This is a genomic window from Noviherbaspirillum album, assembly GCF_035916955.1.
In the GTDB taxonomy this organism is placed as follows: domain Bacteria; phylum Pseudomonadota; class Gammaproteobacteria; order Burkholderiales; family Burkholderiaceae_D; genus Noviherbaspirillum; species Noviherbaspirillum album.
On record NZ_JAWIIV010000001.1, the window covers coordinates 93417 to 109948 of the forward strand.

The 16532-nt window shown below is 60.1% G+C and carries 12 protein-coding genes and 1 pseudogene; 4 read left to right on the top strand and 9 right to left on the bottom strand.

What is annotated here, in order from left to right:
• Window positions 1-109: 109 nt before the first annotated feature.
• A complete protein-coding gene (locus RY831_RS00395) occupies window positions 110-2098 on the bottom strand; it encodes a hypothetical protein (RefSeq protein ID WP_326504356.1) in 1989 nt (662 codons plus the stop codon).
• Window positions 2099-2377: 279 nt separating this feature from the next.
• On the opposite strand from RY831_RS00395, the pseudogene RY831_RS33370 reads away from it, so the two are divergent.
• Window positions 2378-2488 (top strand): annotated as a pseudogene (locus RY831_RS33370) (IS6 family transposase); the annotation flags it as partial.
• Window positions 2489-3304: 816 nt separating this feature from the next.
• Here RY831_RS33370 and RY831_RS00400 read toward each other — a convergent pair.
• Window positions 3305-3487: a hypothetical protein gene (locus RY831_RS00400; RefSeq protein WP_326504357.1), complete on the bottom strand. Its 183-nt coding sequence runs from the start codon at window positions 3485-3487 to the stop codon at window positions 3305-3307.
• A 614-nt stretch (window positions 3488-4101) separates the two neighbouring features.
• On the opposite strand from RY831_RS00400, the gene RY831_RS00405 reads away from it, so the two are divergent.
• The 3 genes from RY831_RS00405 (at window position 4102) to RY831_RS00415 (ending at window position 8299) form a co-directional block, all read left to right on the top strand.
• Window positions 4102-5874, top strand: coding sequence for a protein kinase domain-containing protein (locus tag RY831_RS00405; protein WP_326504358.1), 1773 nt, complete (start codon window positions 4102-4104; stop codon window positions 5872-5874).
• Between the two features lie 314 nt (window positions 5875-6188).
• A complete protein-coding gene (locus RY831_RS00410; RefSeq protein WP_326504359.1) occupies window positions 6189-7526 on the top strand; it encodes a J domain-containing protein in 1338 nt (445 codons plus the stop codon).
• A gap of 113 nt (window positions 7527-7639) precedes the next feature.
• Window positions 7640-8299: a hypothetical protein gene (locus RY831_RS00415; RefSeq protein WP_326504360.1), complete on the top strand. Its 660-nt coding sequence runs from the start codon at window positions 7640-7642 to the stop codon at window positions 8297-8299.
• 173 nt (window positions 8300-8472) lie between these two features.
• Here the strand turns inward: RY831_RS00415 and RY831_RS00420 are convergent, their stop codons facing one another.
• The 7 genes from RY831_RS00420 to RY831_RS00450 form a co-directional block, all read right to left on the bottom strand.
• Window positions 8473-9795, bottom strand: a complete 1323-nt coding sequence (locus RY831_RS00420) for an IS4 family transposase (protein WP_326504361.1) — start codon at window positions 9793-9795, stop codon at window positions 8473-8475.
• A 391-nt stretch (window positions 9796-10186) separates the two neighbouring features.
• On the bottom strand, window positions 10187-11638 hold the full coding sequence (locus RY831_RS00425) for an amidohydrolase family protein (protein ID WP_326504362.1): 1452 nt from the start codon (window positions 11636-11638) through the stop codon (window positions 10187-10189).
• 10 nt (window positions 11639-11648) lie between these two features.
• Window positions 11649-12620, bottom strand: coding sequence for a PDR/VanB family oxidoreductase (locus RY831_RS00430; protein WP_326504363.1), 972 nt, complete (start codon window positions 12618-12620; stop codon window positions 11649-11651).
• 9 nt (window positions 12621-12629) lie between these two features.
• The gene (locus RY831_RS00435; protein ID WP_326504364.1) at window positions 12630-13436 is read right to left on the bottom strand and encodes an ABC transporter permease; all 807 of its coding nucleotides are present in this window, start codon (window positions 13434-13436) and stop codon (window positions 12630-12632) included.
• Window positions 13437-13449: 13 nt separating this feature from the next.
• Window positions 13450-14286 (bottom strand): ABC transporter ATP-binding protein, encoded by an 837-nt coding sequence (locus tag RY831_RS00440; protein WP_437126187.1) that lies wholly within the window; start codon window positions 14284-14286, stop codon window positions 13450-13452.
• A gap of 51 nt (window positions 14287-14337) precedes the next feature.
• Window positions 14338-15381, bottom strand: coding sequence for an aromatic ring-hydroxylating dioxygenase subunit alpha (locus RY831_RS00445; protein ID WP_326504365.1), 1044 nt, complete (start codon window positions 15379-15381; stop codon window positions 14338-14340).
• A gap of 132 nt (window positions 15382-15513) precedes the next feature.
• A complete protein-coding gene (locus tag RY831_RS00450) occupies window positions 15514-16521 on the bottom strand; it encodes an ABC transporter substrate-binding protein (protein ID WP_437126199.1) in 1008 nt (335 codons plus the stop codon).
• Window positions 16522-16532: the final 11 nt, after the last annotated feature.

Sequence of the window (16532 nt, forward strand, 5' to 3'; positions counted from 1 at the left end):
GCACTCCAACGCAAAGCGACTCTTTCCTGCACTCACCCGCAATCTGCTCTAGCAGAGCCGGCTTACCGCATCAGAACCGTTCGAGGCTCGTCTTCCTTCCCCGCCAGATTCAAGTCTGCTTGCTCGATCCTGCTGACTCCTGGTTGTCCGCCGAATCTTCAACGAATTCAATGTCAGGTACGCCAAGCGGCGCTTCAGGCTCGGGCAACGTTACGCAGGAGTGTAGCGTTGCATTGGCGTCGAAGGAGAAGTTGACTGCCACCATTTCCTGCAGGCTGCCCCAATACCCGCTAGTCACATCCAGTTTGGACAAGGGAAACACCTCAAATCCCCTTCTCTGGAGGCTCCAGGAAGCTCCGGGAGAGGATCGGTTGAACATCACGATACGCACATGTCTGTCTCGCCAGGCAGGCATGACATGGCGGTCCAGTTGTTCAAAAAAGCCGCCGAGTTTCGATTCAGGGACATTATTGTTGGAATACGTCGCTACCCTGGTTGTACCATCAGGCTCCCAATAAAGCGGGTCAACCACCGCGAGCACGCCGCGTTTCAAGCTATCAAGCAATTTCCATCCGTCGCCTTGTATCACATCGGCTCCAGTCAAGGCATCCGACATTCGATCGATATTGACCGGCAGGCTATCGAAGAAAGCTCGATTGTCATTGGACGTTTCCGAATTCAGCCATCCGAACTTCAGCTTCGTTACACCATCTATCTTGTGCATAATACGAAAGGGTATTTCAAGCATCTGATTTGTGATGAGACCGCTGCGGCCAGTAGTAAGCCCGGTTGGATCCACATTCGCTCTTTGTACTGTCGAATGAGTGAAATTTATCGGAGTGCTTGGAAACCGGTTGTTGTGCTGGGCGAGCAGGTACAGGGCAGCATTGCTCGCCCGAAGACCGATGTCTTCGTCGGTGTAATGTTCAGGCTCGGCCGGCAGCGGATACTCTAGACTGCTCAGTACATATTGCTTGAGCGCCGAGCTCAGATCACTATTCTTTTGCCGGTTGATGTCTGTCTCCCTTATCCAGGTTTCAACCGTGTCGTTCATGAGCCGCATCAATCCGGAGATCGTCATCGCTGCCGGGTTTTCCCCCGCATCCTGCGCGATCCGGCGAGCAAGCTCCACGTCGGATTGCCGGACCCGTTGACCATTGACCACTTCATAGATCGGATAATCGTTCAGGACGCGATAGTACAGATGCCTGATGCGCTGCATATGCCACTCCAGCGCTTCCTTGACTTGCTGTGGATGCTGCTGGACCGTCTTCAAGGTGTTGTGCCGGTAATGGTCCCACTCGTTTGTAATGAGTCGCAAGCCGGATTTGACTGTTCCACTGCGCTGCTGCGCTGCCATCCACAACGAGAAGAATGCAGTGCCGGCAAATGCATCGGCAAAACAGTTGACCTCCGGGGCATTCAGGGCGGCAAGCAGCGCCTGCACGACCACGCCGGACTGTTCCTGCTCGGTGGCATACTGTTTGCTGCCAACAAGTGGATAGAGCGTCGGAATTCTTTCACGCATGCGTGCGAGGATCGCCTGCTCGGTATTGATCCGCATGCCATCCATCTCGCCGGCAAACGGTACGCCGATATCGCGCACCGAGCTCTGTTCATCGAGCAGGCGGTAGACCGCGGGCGCCGTTTGTCCATTCTTCAGCGTGATATCGTGATGGACGAAAATACCTTCGCCAAGGTACTGGCCCGGCGTGGCATCGCAAGCTTGCGATAATTCACGCGCCCCACTGGCTGTTGCCTTGTATCCATTGCGTTGAAGTTCTGACTTGCGCGCTGAACTTGCACGGACAAGACTGCTCATCTTCTTCATGTCGAAGTTCGCCGCAACGGTGTAATGCTGGCCTTTTGTCCATAGTTTGTCCAACGCGCTGACATCGCCATGGGTAATTTCCTCATTTTCGGACATGACGCCAACCGCATCGTCCCCTGCATGGATTGCAGGCGGAGGGGACTTTTCAGTAGTTCTTCGTTTTCCAAGTGCTCTTTCGGAAAACCCTCGACCTTGCTCACTTTGAGCATGGTCGGTTTGTTGTGCATCCGGGTCCGGTGACAGAGGGCGTTTGACGGAAGCACGCATCTGCACCTGAAGAGGATGCGATCGGGCCCGCGGTCTGTGGCGCGCCGGCTGCACCGCCGAGGACGGACCGGCAACAGGCGGGGTCGCCTCTCTATCCTCGCGCGGCGATTGTCCGGTGGGCAAAGTGTCGGAGTGCATGTAGGAGGCGCCGGAGGAATGTGGGGAGGGAAAACCAATGGGCATGATTGACTAGCTCTGCAGGATGAATTGGAAGCGGGCATGGGTGGAACTAATCGGCCCTTGAGTTCCAGCTTGTTCCAAGAAATTTTTTCTGCGTTTGCAGCGGATATGAGTTACCGGCACCTGGAAGAGATGATGCAGGAGCGCGTCGTGCTGGTTGATGACTCGTCGATCAACCGCTGGGCAACTCGGCCCCCGCCATTGCTGGAGTAGATCTTCCGACAGCACAAGCAAGCGGTTATACCAATCCCAAGTCATAACATGACAAATCAGATCGATGAATTTTTTCGCCTGGCGAGGCCGAGGTGCGGATCAGGAATCCATAGCGGGCTATGGATGACGAGCGCAACGCGGCCAGACGGAAATGACGCGGTCTCATGTCATGGAATGACTTGGGATTGGTATTAGTCGCAGCTGGCGGATGGATGAGGCGGCAATCAAGATCAAAGACGCCTGGAAACATTTTTAGCGCAGTCAAACGTATCACTCTGCCATGCTGGGTTTCAACCAGTCCGGCACGGAAGTGGTCGCGGCAGGCCAGGAAGCTGAAATCGGCCTGCTGATGGACATGAATTTTTATGTGAAGGGCGTGGACGGCTCGATTCCGAAATAAGCTTCTTCGCCTGCCGCGATGCCGTATTGCCGCCGCCTGCCGATTGCCGCCATGATGGAACATTGTTTGCACGCGGAATTACTTTGTACTCACGTCCGTTCGTACTTTGTTGTTCCTACCGGCAATGCCGACGACAACCATGGCTGATGAACTTCTTCTGAATGACTGGGATCCGGTCGCCGATGCCTCCGCGCCGCAAGCCGGCATGCTGCAAGCGGCGCGGCTGCTGGACCAGGACCTGATCATTCGATGATGGGCTGAGCGAGCAAGGCATGAAGGCGGCCTGGTCGAGACGGGACTCGGAATTCCTTCCTTATAGATCCGGCCCGAAAATATGTTGGGCCGGATCCCCTCACCCCGACCCTTTCCTAGAGGGTGAGAGTGAGACCATTTTCACTTCGGGATGGAACTCTTTAAATAGCGGCGTTACTCATTTCCAATGTGCACGCTATTTCGCTGACGGTGACGCCTTGCCCTCTCTTCGCTTCAATGCGGGAAACTTCAAGGTCCAGGCGGATGGCAGCGCCAATACCAATGGCCGGCAGCGATGAGAGATCTTCAGGATAATCGAATATTCCATTACTTTTCTTTTTCATGGCCTGAGGCCCGCGCGGTAAGCCGGTCGACGACAACATTTCAGGAAAACAGCTGAATGCGCAAGATTTCGAATCCCTCACCCGGGCTGACATTCGGTTCGAAAATTACCGACGTTTCGAAGCCCGCGAACGCGACAGCGAACCCGGCTGCACCTCCGGCACCGGTAGCGCCCCCTACACCGTCACCGTCGCCCGCCAATACGCCGCCATCCGTGCATACGACGCGCCGTGAGCGGGCAAGAATACCCGCGCCCCCCGCCTCCGGGATCGGGAAGGGCAGCGTCGGTGCCTCCTCCCGTGCCGCGCCGGCAAATCCCGGCAGCACCGGCGTCCCGCGCGGTCCGCAAGGGCGCAGGGAAGTTGCGCCGGGCAGCCGGCAATCCCCGCCAGCGTCCGCTCAGGAAGGCGGTACTTATCACCTGGATGCGCATCTATCCTCACAGGATACCAATACCTCCAGCACACCTAGCACATCGCCCGTTTGGCAACCCAATCGGGGACGGTCGGTGATGAGACGGATCCTCGGGGATTATGAACAGGCCTCCGCATCGGCACAGCATACCGGAAGCACCTCGGCGAGAGAGCAGACCAAGGCAGCGCTGAGGCAGGAAGCAATGGCGCAGATCGAGCGGCTGCTGGCGCAGGAAGGCGCCGTTCCAATGCAATGGGAAACGGATTGCGGCCCATTGCCGGGCATGCCCGATATCGATTGGAACACGATCAAGCCGACCCGCGAGCTTCCCGGAGAAAGCAGTTTCGGCTGCATCGTGCGCCTGCAGGCAAGGCGCATCGGCCCGCGCGCGAAGGAGCAAGGCGGCGTCGATCAGAACGAACAGGTGCAGCTCGCCGCCAAGTTCATGTTAGACGAGCACGGCTCGCCTGGCCAGGCAGCGGGCCAAACGAAATCGGGCGACAAGCTGCGGGAAGAACTGGCAATCTACCGGAACATCATCGAAGCACGCCCCGGAAGCAATGCGCTGAGCAGGCACCCGAACCTCTGCGAATTCTATGGCATCGTGACCATGAACGTGGATGGCGTCCAGATGCGGGCCTTGCTGATGGAGGCGGTTCCCGGCCACGACGCGCAGAAAACCGCCGACATCCTTGGCCGATGCCTGGACGCGAACTATCTCGCCGCGCGCGAATACTGGGGGGCGATACAGTATCTTTGCGATTGCACCCTGGATGCCACCGAGCATCTCAGGAAGGCCGGCATTGTGGATAGGGACATCAGGCAGGACGGCATCATGGTGAGAGAGGATGGCGCCGTCAAGATCGTCGACTACGGTCCGACGAAAAGGCCCGGCGACACGCGCCGCAGGAGCCCGTTGGAAACCATCTCCGAGGATTACAGGGGCAAGACGGGAGCCGGCAAGGCAAACGATGTCTACGCCTTGGGCGCGACCGCGGCCGAACTCGCGGAAGGGTACAGAAGGAAATTGCGCATTCAGCCCGGAGGAGGATCTGTCGGGTTGCCTCCCAAAAACGGAACGGCAACAGGTTTTATTCAACGCAGTAACATGCATGCCAAAGCCGTGGAAACACCGGCCAATCATGTTGACTCCGCCTATCTGAAATTCGTTAATTCCGTTTTGAGAATGAACGGCGCCACCCGTCCTGTCATGCCGAACGCGGCGAGGCAGACGGACTTCATCCAAGACCCGATGATGAGTCACGAGGAAGCGCAAGCCGTCATCCAGGCGGCATTCCAATTGGCGGCAATCGAAGAGAAAAAAAATGCGGGCGCATCTTGGAAACCCGGCCAGGATGCTCGCCAGACTGCACTGCATCTCATCCGCAATAAGCAGTCGCCGATGCCAGGCGCAGGCGGTCCGACGATCGGACGCAATCAAGGCACCCTTGCCCCGCCCCAGGTTTCGCGCTTTCATGAGAATCCGAATCTGGAAAATTATTTGAACCTTAAACACCACTATTCGAACAGGCAAGATAAGGATGAGGTCATCACCAAAATACTGAAGTCGATCCCTGATACGGAATTGAAAACCTTGAAAGATGAAATCTCAAGCGTCTTTAAAAACGAAGGTGATCGTCTTCTTAAAAGCGGAATGTGGATTGATACGGTCAAGGGTACATACATGCGCGGCCGGGGCGCCGGAATACCAGGCGGTCCGGCGGCGTCCGCAGTGAAAGACGCGCTGAGGAAAGAGGGAAAATCCATTCAGGATCTGCGCAGCCATATCGACGCGGCCTCAAGATTTTTCAAGGACTTGAAAGCGATATCGCACCCGTTGACACCTGTGGACTGGACCAGTTTCAACCAGGTCGGCGCCCTCACGAAGACTGCCCTGATGCTGATGTCGGATTACAAAGGAATACAACGGACCGACCCTCGGCAGGGATACCGAGACAATTCACATTTATCCTGATCCGGACAGGCTGAATAGGCTTCGATTCCGACCTTGCCTGGCACCAGGTAACTGCCGGTTCTTTATCAGAGCAGCCTTCCAGGCATTTGCCTCGTCCATGTCGGCAAGGCGAAACCTTTTCCTGATGCCATGCATTTAAAAAGCCGCATGCAGCTTCGGGCAGGCATGCGAAAGAACCGGCACGCACCGCGATTTTCTTAACTTCTATGGCGATGCGAAATCTTTGAAGAAGGCAAAGGGAACCGTGATCGGGATTCAACCACTTATTAGCATCAGAACGTCCAAATTTTTCTGGTACTTGAGGATAGCGAAACATGAATGTTCGATTCAACCCCGGAGTCAACCGATTCGCAGACCCGCGGGTGGGAAGTGATTCGAAAGCCAAACATGCAGCGCCGGGACCAAGCCAGCCTGCCGCTTCGAAGCTCAATGACATGTTTTCGAATTTTCGTCCGGAAAACCTGGCCTCGAAATCCGGCGCTTTCCCGAAGGAGGACATTGGTGCCGCCACGAATTTTGCCGGTGCCCGCCTGCGTTCGTTTGAATCCGACCTTCGCCAGAAACTCGGGGCTCATGCCGGTGCGCAAATGCCCGGAACCGGAACTGCACGGAGCGCGGAAAGTGCAAGAGCGCCGCACCCGGGCGGTTTTTTTAACCGGTTTTCACCCTTGACGGCATGGTCGGCACCCGATGGACGCGGCGTGCATTGGCGTACGGTGCGCGACAATGGCGGCAACCATCTGGATGAGTTCTTCAACCCGCGGACGGGAGCGCGCGGCCATGCTACGCAATGGTCTCTGCCGGACAGTAGCGGAATGCGCGCAAGAGCCGTGCAGGACCTTACGACAGGCAAGAAATGGACCGAACATTTCAATCCGCAGACGAACCGCGTATCGTTCTCTTTCCCCTGGCCCCCCCCGGACCGGACCGGTACCTTTTCGCGCATCACGATCAATGACAAGGGCGAAACCTGGCACGAGTTCAAGAACCTGAAAACCGGCTCGCATAGCTGCTCCACGCCTTTCGTGCTTGATAATGGGATGAAGCGGCGCCAGGTCTTCGACTGCAAGACAAATCGCTTGTGGCACGAAAGTGTCGATCTCAGGACCGGAGCACATGCGGCCGTGACTGACTGGTCCAGTCCGGACCGGTCCGGCACGCGCACCCGCATGATGTTTGACTACAAGACCGGCCAGTCCAGCGTCCAGGTGTTTCGTCCAACCGCTCACAGCGGGTATGCCGGCCACAATCAGCCCGGGACCGGATACGCAGGTCATACGGGTAGCACGGGCTATACGGGTAACACGGGTAATACCGGCAATACAGGCAATACAGGCAATACAGGCAATACAGGCAATACAGGCAATACAGGCAATACAGGCAATACAGGTGGAGCGTCCGGAGCCGGCGGCGCAAAGCCGCAGTCGCCGGAGCAAAAGAAACAAGCGGAAGTAAACAATGCGCTTAATGTGCTGGGGCTGGACCCCAAGGACAACCCGACGCCAGCCGATATCAAATCAGCTTACAGAAAGATGATGCTTAAATGGCATCCGGATAAAAACAAGACCGCAACGCCGGCTGAAGTTCAAGATATGTCGCAGAAGATCAACAACGCCAAAGACAAGTTGGTAGCCCTTGGAATTCTGTCTTGATGGATGTAGAAACGGAAACCGGCGCGCCACAACGAAGCGCGAAATCGGAGGGATGAAATGGTTGGAACATCGCTCGCGGAGTTTAAAAACCAGCTTAAGAAATGATCAGAAACATGAACATGGACGCCCCGCTGCCTCAGATTCCCGACACCTCCGACCCGTCGCTGGCGTTCGATCCTTCACCCGGAAGCATCGAGTCGTCTCCCTTGCAGGCGCCGGAAGCGGCTCCACCGGCAACACCCGAATTATTATCTCCACCCGATTTCAACCCTACCCCTCTGGCTGGCGCGGATGGCGACCCCGCCGAAATGCCGTCTCCCATGCCGGCGACGAACAACGCCGCCGCGGATGAAGCGCATCCGCCGCCAGGCACCGTCATGGAGGAGGAGCCGGTTGCATTTGACCCGGCTGTCATTGCCGCCTTGGCCAACGATCCTGTCAAGCGCCGCGAGCTGGAGCACGCGCACTCCCTGGCCAAGGATATGTTCTATACGACCGTGGACAAGGTGTACTCGATGCTTTCGGCTGCAACGGTTCCGCGCTCCGCGGCGTCAGCGCCTCACGAACGGACAGGTCCGACCCATATCCGCATGCTCATGGTTGCACAGCGACAAGGCGAGATGCTGAGCAAGGAAAGGCGTATGGTCGCGGAAGGAATCGTTGTCGGCAGCCTGATGAATATCGATAACCCGCAATGGAACCCGTCGATGCCGGAAACCGGAAAGACGACGTCTCCGAGCGCGATGGCAACGCTGCTGCGGATGGAGCTTTAGCAGGCTGTTGAAAAACCCTTTGCAGATGGGAGTACGAAGAATTCTGGTCGCTTAAAACGCCCTACAAGCGATTTTTTTGAGGTCATCAATGGTTTGAGCACCCTTGAAAACCCAAAAAAGCGGGTAGAGAAATCGTTTTTCAACAGCCTGTTAGAGCCACCCCTTTCAAGGTCTTACTTAACGAGGCCATTTTTGAGGACTCGCGCAGTGGCGACATGGCGGCGTGCGACAGCACCGGAAACATAGCCTTTCTTTGCCGATGGCTTCGGGCCACGTATATGCTTTCGCAGTGACTTAGGATTGGCATGTAGTGCTATTTGTAGCAATACCTCCGCCAGCTGGGCCGCGGTCATGCTGTCGTAAGGCTCCCATGCTATTGGTATAACAGCCATTACCATACCGGCATAGTGCGTCCGGATTTCGTCAGCAAAGCAGTATGACGACAGTTCCACGTCACTATCCTGCAGGTCATGCGCGACCCACACCGCCGATTGCAGCACCGCCAGCACGTTATACGCCATCACCGCCACGCCAAAGGCAAACAGCGCAGCCCGTGGATGACCCAGCGAAGCCACTTCGCTATGCAGCACGGCTTCGAGCCTCTGGAACAGCGACTCAATTCGCCAGCAACACCGATACAGACGCGCCACACTGCGCGCTGTGAACTCCCATGCTGGCAGGTTAGTGAGCAGCCGAATGACGGTGTCGCCATCTTCGGTGGGGCGCTCCAGGTGCAATTCCACCCGGCGCAGCCGTATCGGCTTGCCCTGGTCATTCTCGATTGACACGGCTTGCTCATGGACAATGCCCGTCTCGATCTTGCCCCGCAATTGCATGGCGTCGAGTTCCAGCGGGCTTGGTGTGCGACCATGTTCAGGCACGATGAAGCAGCTGCCGCGTTCTTGCCAGCCACAGAAGATGGAACGCGTGCTGAAGTTGCGATCGGCAATCCACAACTGGCCTGGCTTTGCCTGTTGCTGCACGGCCTGCATCATGGTGCGTTCCTGGGCATGGCCGTCTGCGCAGGGCAGCATGTCGACCACGAGATCGGTATCCGGGTCGTACACCACCAGCGACTGGCCTTGCAGTGCCGCGCCGCGAAAGCCACGCAAAGGCTTGAGACGTTTCTCGCTGGCGGGTAGATGATTGCCATCGACAATGCGCAGCTCATAGCCGGGCACCATGGGCGCCCTACCGCCCAGCATGGGAGCCAGTACCTCATTGAGGCGAGTCGCGCTGCCTTGCACCAGGGCGCGCACCAGGCTGGGAGAGATGCCGTTGATCTTGTCGTACAACGCTTGCAGGGAGACAGGCAGGTCCTTGCAGGCCTTGGCAGCGGCATGCAGGGAAGGGCGAAGGCCAACGGCGACCACTGACATGAGTTCGACCGTTGTGGAAAATAGCAGCTGACGGGTGTACTGCAAGCCGCGCTCCTGTTCGAACAGTTCATTGATCCAGTTCGGCTCCAGCGCTCTTTGCATGGTCAGTCTTGCCATGACTGTCACCGGGCTTTGCTCCACGCAACGTTGCACTACCGCATCCATGACCATCCCACACCTCCGTGCCGCTTGGATGCCTCAGCTCCTGTCTGGTGCCTTATTTACCCCATAAGAATCACCTTGAAAGGGGTGCCTGTTAGAGCGCTTTCGGTTTGACCTGCCTGACGATCCCGGCTGCTTGCCAGCGACACTGCGTTGTGTGGGGACGCCGAGTCCCCCTTGCCATGGCCGGGGGCGCCGAGCCCGCCATGTCGCGTCACCACGCCCCGTTTCGCCGGCAAACCACCTCGGCCTCGCCTAGGCCGGTCAAACCGAAATCGCTCTAGCGCGGCGCGTCCGCCGCAGCATATCGGGCAGGAAGATTCATCGCCGACGGATTTGTCGCCGCTCATCCCATCCCGAGCAATTCACGCGTCGCCTGCCTTGCGAGCGACCCGAGCTCCTTGAGATCAATGCCGGGAACGGCATCGTTTTCCACCACCACCCTGCCTCCGGCGAGCAGGCATTTCAACGTGGGCCGACCGCCCGAGGCCACCGGGCCGATCGCGGGATCATGCAATCCGAAGTATCGCGGATCGTCCAGCGCATAGATCGCCACATCGGCGGCCATGCCGCGCTGCAGGCCATCAACGCCGGGCAGACCGAGCACGCGGGCGCCGCCGGTCGTGCCCCAGCGCACGACGTCTTCCACCGAGGCGGCATGCGCGCCGCCTTCGCCGTTCCCGCCCGCATACGCAGGTCTCGCCAATTCCCCGGCGCGGGCACGCTGCATCAGCCATGCCGCATGGGCTTCGGAAATCATGTCGGCGGCCTCGTTCGATGCGGCGCCATCGACCCCGATCGACACCGCGACGCCGGCCGCTTCCAATGCGTGCACCGGCGCAATGCCGCTGCCCAGCCGTCCATTGCTCTGCGGGCAATGAGCAATACCGGTGCCGGTCGCGCCCAGCAGGGCAATCTCTTGCGGGTCGAGCTTTACCAGGTGGGCGAACCAGACATCGGCCCCGAGCCAATCGCATCGTGCCGCAAATTCCACCGGCGTGCAGCCATGCATGCCCTGCGCCGATTCCTGATAGCCGACGGTTTCCGACAGATGGCTGTGCAGGCGGATGCCTAGCCGGCGCGCCTCGGCCGCGGTCTCGCGCAGATCCTGCGGCGGCATGGAAAACAGCGGCGTGGTGGGCGCCATCACGACACGCCGCATCGCTGCCGGCGACGGGTCGTGATAGCGCGCGGTCAGGCGGGCCACATCGCCGATGAATGCCTCCAGCGTTTCCGGCCGCAGCGCCGACGGCAGGTCGGCTTCGAGCCGGCGAGTCCGGGTGGCGCCGCCGCGGCACAGCACGAAACGCAGCCCCAGCGCTTCTACCTCCTCGAACAGGATGGCGGAGGTATCGAAGGGCATGCCCGGATAATAAAGATAGTTGTGGTCGGCCACGGTGACACAACCGGAACGCATCAGCTCGATCAGGCCGATGCGCGCGGCCAGCCGAAACCTGTTTTCGTCGAACGCCGCGCGAAACCGGTAGGGCGTGGCCGCCAGCCAGGGTGTGAGCGGCAGATTGATGCCGGCGGCATCGCCCTTGAGCAGCGACTGGAACAAATGGTGATGCGTGTTGACCCATGCCGGGTAAACCACGCAGTCGGTGGCATCGATCACGCGCTCATGGGGCAAGGGCTCCAGCACGCCGATGTCGGCGATGACGCCGCCGGCAATACGGATGTCCGGCCCGGGATGACGGGCCGCCGCGTCGGCCAGGCCGGTCATGATGGCGGCGGCGTTGCGGACCAGGCAGGAATCCTGCGGTTGGCATGTTGAAGCGATATCGGGGTTGGACATGGAATTGCCTTTACAGATCGAGAACAAGTACCGCGCTCTTCGCGCGGGAGCAGCAGGGCAGGAACTGGTCATGCCGGGCGCGTTCGGTCTCGCTGAGGTAGTAGTCGCGGTGCTCGATTTCGCCGTCAAGCACACGAGTCAGGCAGGTGCCGCAGACGCCCTCCTTGCACGATACCGGGATATCGACGCCGCCGTCAGCCAGCGCCTCGACAATGCTTTGCCCCGCGCCGACCGGGAAGCGCCTGCCGCTGCTGGCGATACGTACCTCGAATCCGGCATCCGGCGCGCGAGGCCCCACCGATAACGCCGGCGGCGCGAAGTATTCGACATGCACTTGTTCAGCCGGCAGGCCGGCATCGCGCGCGGCGCCGGTGATATGGGCAACGAAGCCGGCCGGGCCGCAGACGTACAGGTGCGTGTCGGGGTCGGCGGCAGCCAGGATGGCGGCCGCATCGAAGCGCGTGCCGGGCGCATCGTCGGCATGCAGGCTTACCGACTGCCGGTAGCGCGCCGCCGCGATGCGGTCATGGAAGGCAGCTCGCGACAGCGAGCGTACGCAGTAATGCAGAGCGAATTCCGACGGCTCGCTGCTCAGCTGTTCCGCCATGCTGATCAGGGGCGTGATGCCGATGCCGCCGGCGAAGAGCAGCGTCTTGCGCGCCGCCACGAGTGGGAAGTGGTTCCTGGGCGCGCTGATGCGCAGCAGGCTTCCCTGCTTCACGTCGTCATGCATACCGCGCGAGCCGCCGCGGCTGGCGCTTTCCCTGAGCACGCCGATCAGATAGCGCTCCCGCTCGCATGGAGCGTTGCACAGCGAATACTGCCGCGTCAGGCCGGGTGCGACATGCACGTCGATATGCGCGCCGGCACCGAAGGGCGGCAGGAGGCCCCCATCGGGATCGCGCAGCTCGAAGGTGCAGATGTCGTCGGCTTCCGCGCGCCTTTCCGTCACGCGCACCGTCATCAATGCGTTCTGCTGCATGCCGCCTCCCTATTCCAGTTCGCTCTCGTGCCAGCGCGACAGCACCAGGCGCGACAGCGTCACCATGAGGCCGAACAGCAGCACGCCGGTGACGGTAATCATCAGCAGAGCAGCGAACAGGCGCGGGATGTTCAGTTCGAAACCCGCCTGCAGGATCTGGTAGGCCAGCCCGGTGCCGGTGCCGCCGGTGCCGGCCACGAATTCCGCCACCACAGCGCCGATCAGCGACATGCCGCAGGAAATGCGCAATCCACCGAAGAAGCTCGGCAAGGCGCTCGGAATGCGCAGGCGGACCAGCGTCTGCCAGCGGGTGGCGCGGTTGAGACGGAACAGGTTGAGCAGGCCGGGATTGACGCTGCGCAGGCCGAGCACGGTATTGGAAATGATGGGGAACAGCGCCATCATCGTTGCGCAGATCGTCAGGGCGAAAATGGGGGTCTTGACCCAGATGATGATCAGCGGTGCGATCGCCACGATAGGAGTGACCTGCAGCAGGATCGCATAGGGGAACAGGCTGGCTTCGACCAGCCTGCTCTGCACGAACAGGAACGCGGCCGCCACGCCGAGCACGACGGCCAGCGCGAACGCGAGGAAGGTGATCTTCAGCGTGACCAGCAGCGTGCCGAACAGCAGGCTCCAGTCGGCGACCAGGGTGCCGAAAATGGCGGCCGGCGTCGGCACCAGGTAGACCGGCACGTCGAACGCGGTGCACAGCGCCTGCCACAGCAGCAGCAGGATGGCGCCGACCACGGCGGGCGCGGCGATGCGCTGCATGCGCGGGTCGGATAGCAGCGGTTTCTTGGAACGGGGTGTCATGGCTTCTCCGGTTTCAATGTGCATGGCCCATGTTGGCCGCGGTCAGCAGGTCGGACAGCTGCTTGCAATAGCCGATGAACTGGGGCGACACGCGGAAGTCCTCGTCGCGCACCTGCGGCCCTTCGATCGGCACGTCGGCGATGATGCGGCCGGGACGCGCCGCCATCACCACCACCCTCGACGACAGGTAGACGGCTTCATAGATGCTGTGCGTGACGAACACCACGGTCAGGTCGCGCTCCGCCCACAGCGCGCGCAGGTCGGCGTCGAGCCTGTTGCGCGTGAACTCGTCGAGCGCGCCGAAGGGTTCGTCCATCAGCAGCACGTTGGGCTCGGTGGCCAGCGCGCGGGCGATGGAAGCGCGCATCTGCATGCCGCCCGACAGTTCGCGCGGATACACATGGCCGAACTTCGACAGGCCGACCATGTCGAGCGCCTTTTGCACGCGCGGCATGCTTTGTTCGCGCGGCAGCCTGGCGAGGTCCAGCGGCAGGCGCACGTTGTCGGCCACCCTGGCCCAGGGCATGAGCGTGGCTTCCTGGAAAACCATCGCCAGCGTGCGCCCCGGCGTATTGACGGTGGCCATGTTGCCGCCCCACCAGCGGATCTGTCCGGCCGACGGCGTTTCCAGTCCGGCGAACATCTTCAGCAGCGTGCTCTTGCCGCAGCCCGAGGGACCGAGCAGCGAGACGAACTCGCCGCGGCCTATCTCCAGCCTCACGCGGTCGAGCGCGTGCGTGCCATTGGGGTAGGTTTTTTCCACCTGGTTGGCGAGCAGCACCGTATCGGCATCCCTTTCCGACTTCAGGTCCGGCAGTCCATCCATGGGTATGATGTCTTCACGTTTCATCGCATGTCCTTCGGCCGGCGCGCCGGCCCTTCTCTGTTCGACTGTTACCCGTCATTCAACGGGCTGGATTTCAATGACGGGACGGAAAGCTTCGCTCTCGCCTTCGCGGGTGAACAAATCCATCAGCATGCGCCGCATCAACAGCCCGGGCTTGTCGGATTCCATGTGGAACTCGACGCGGCGGCGGGTGTCGACGCAGGCGTCGTAATCTGTCGCTTCAAGAATGTCGCGATCCTCGTCGGTGATCGGACGGTCCCAGTCGATCAGCTCCTGCGCGGAGCAGTCTTCCTCGCTGTCGTTGCGATACAGCCACTGCACCAGCATCAGGCTCTTGTCGTCGATCGGCGTGGCGCAGTTGTAGATGATGTGGTGGCGTCCCGATGCCGGATACATGCAGCCGAAACGGCGCGAAAACGGCAGGTACCAGCGGTTGACCAGGTGCCGCTCGGTGACCGGATCGGTGGTGCCGGTGATTCGGTAGCTGGCCGGCGGGTTCCTGATCGGCACATGGGTCTCGGCTTCGAAGCCCCAGTCATTGGGACGGAACTCGTACTTGGACGGCACCGGATTGTCGATCATGCCGAAGTTGGCCTTGTGCACGAAGCTGAAATGCGAATTGTCGAAAGAGTTTTCCATCACCCGCAAAGGGCTGGTGTTCCATTTTTCGTAGAACTGCAGGATGCGGCGATAGGCCGGGTCGCTCTCTTCGGGAAAGTCGGGAATGGGCTGCAGCGGTTCGTCCAGCGCCACCCAGACATAGCCGTACTTTTCCTGGCAGCGATAAGACTGCACCTGGGCGCCGGCGGGAATCTTGCTGTCGGGCGCCTGCGGGATGCGCACGCAGGCGCCGCTGCAATCGTAGGTCCAGCCATGGTAGCCGCAGACGATATTGCCGTTCTCGACGAAGCCCTTCGAGAGTTTCGCGGTGCGGTGGCAGCAGCGGTCGCGCAGCGCGGCAGGCTTGCCGTCGGCGCCCTTCCACACCACGATGTCTTCGCCGAGAAGCCTGAAGGGCTGCGGGCCTTCATCGAGCTTTGTCATCGGCATCAATGCGTACCAGAACTTGCGCAGGGTTTTCTGTTGTGTGACCAGCATGGGATACTCCAATACAATGGCTTGCGCCATGGGCCGGCGCGCCGACACGGTCGCCTTCGCCCTTGATTTGCTGCTTCCTGATTCATGCAGTGCAGGCTTGCGCGCCTGCACTGCGATGCTTTGATTGCCGACTCAGGGCATGACCTTCAAGTCCTTCACGAACTGCGTCGTGAACGCTTTCCTCCAGTCGGTTTCCGGCTTGAGCAGCCCGGCGCCGACCATGAAATCGGCAGTCTTCTTCCAGCGCGCTTCGGTCATGATGCCGATGCCGCCCTTTGCCGCATCGCCGCCGCCGACGAAGTTGAATTCCTTGAGCCTGTCCATGGCATAGGCAAGCTGGTCATCCTTCATGTTGGGATTGTCCTGCCTGATCAATGCATTGGCGGGCGCCGGATCGGCGAGGTAGCTTTTCCAGCCTTCCATCGATGCCCGCACGAAGCGCGCGACCACATCCGGCCTGTCCTTGACCGTCTTGTCCATCGTGACGATGGTCGTGCCGTAGGGCGGATAACCGTCGTTGGCAAACAGGTAGAAGTTTGTCTTGACGTTGGCTTTCAGCGCCTGGAACAGCTCGGAGGAAGGATAAGCCTGCTGCGCGGTGTTCACGTCGGCCATGAAGGGCTGGAGGTTGAAGGTGTACGGGCGCGACTGCGATTCGGTCAGCCCGTACTTCGCCTTGAGCCATGGCCACCAGGTGGTGCGACCCGAAGTGGAAACCAGCACGGTCTTGCCGTTCTTGAGATCGGCCAGACCCTTCACATCCGCGTGCGTCATCATGCCTTGCAGGTCGGTCTGGAAGGAAGTCGCAACCGTGGTCACCGGCAGACCCTGTTCGATGCTCTTCAGTACCTGCAGGTCGTAACCCATCAGGAAGTCGGCCTGGCCGCTGGTCAGCAACTGCATGCCATTAACTTGCGGCCCACCCATCCTGATGGAAACCTCGAGGCCATGCTTCTGATAGATGCCCTTGGCCACCGCCTGGTAGAAGCCGCCGTGTTCGGCCTGGGCATACCAGCTGGTGAGGAAAGTCACCTTGTCGGCGGCGAAGGCGCCGCCTTGCAGCAGGCCAAATGCTGCCGCGGAAAGCAGCAGGCCGCGCGCGGCACGATGGAGTCGGCGGGAAAATGAAGATTTCATCATGGGATCACTCT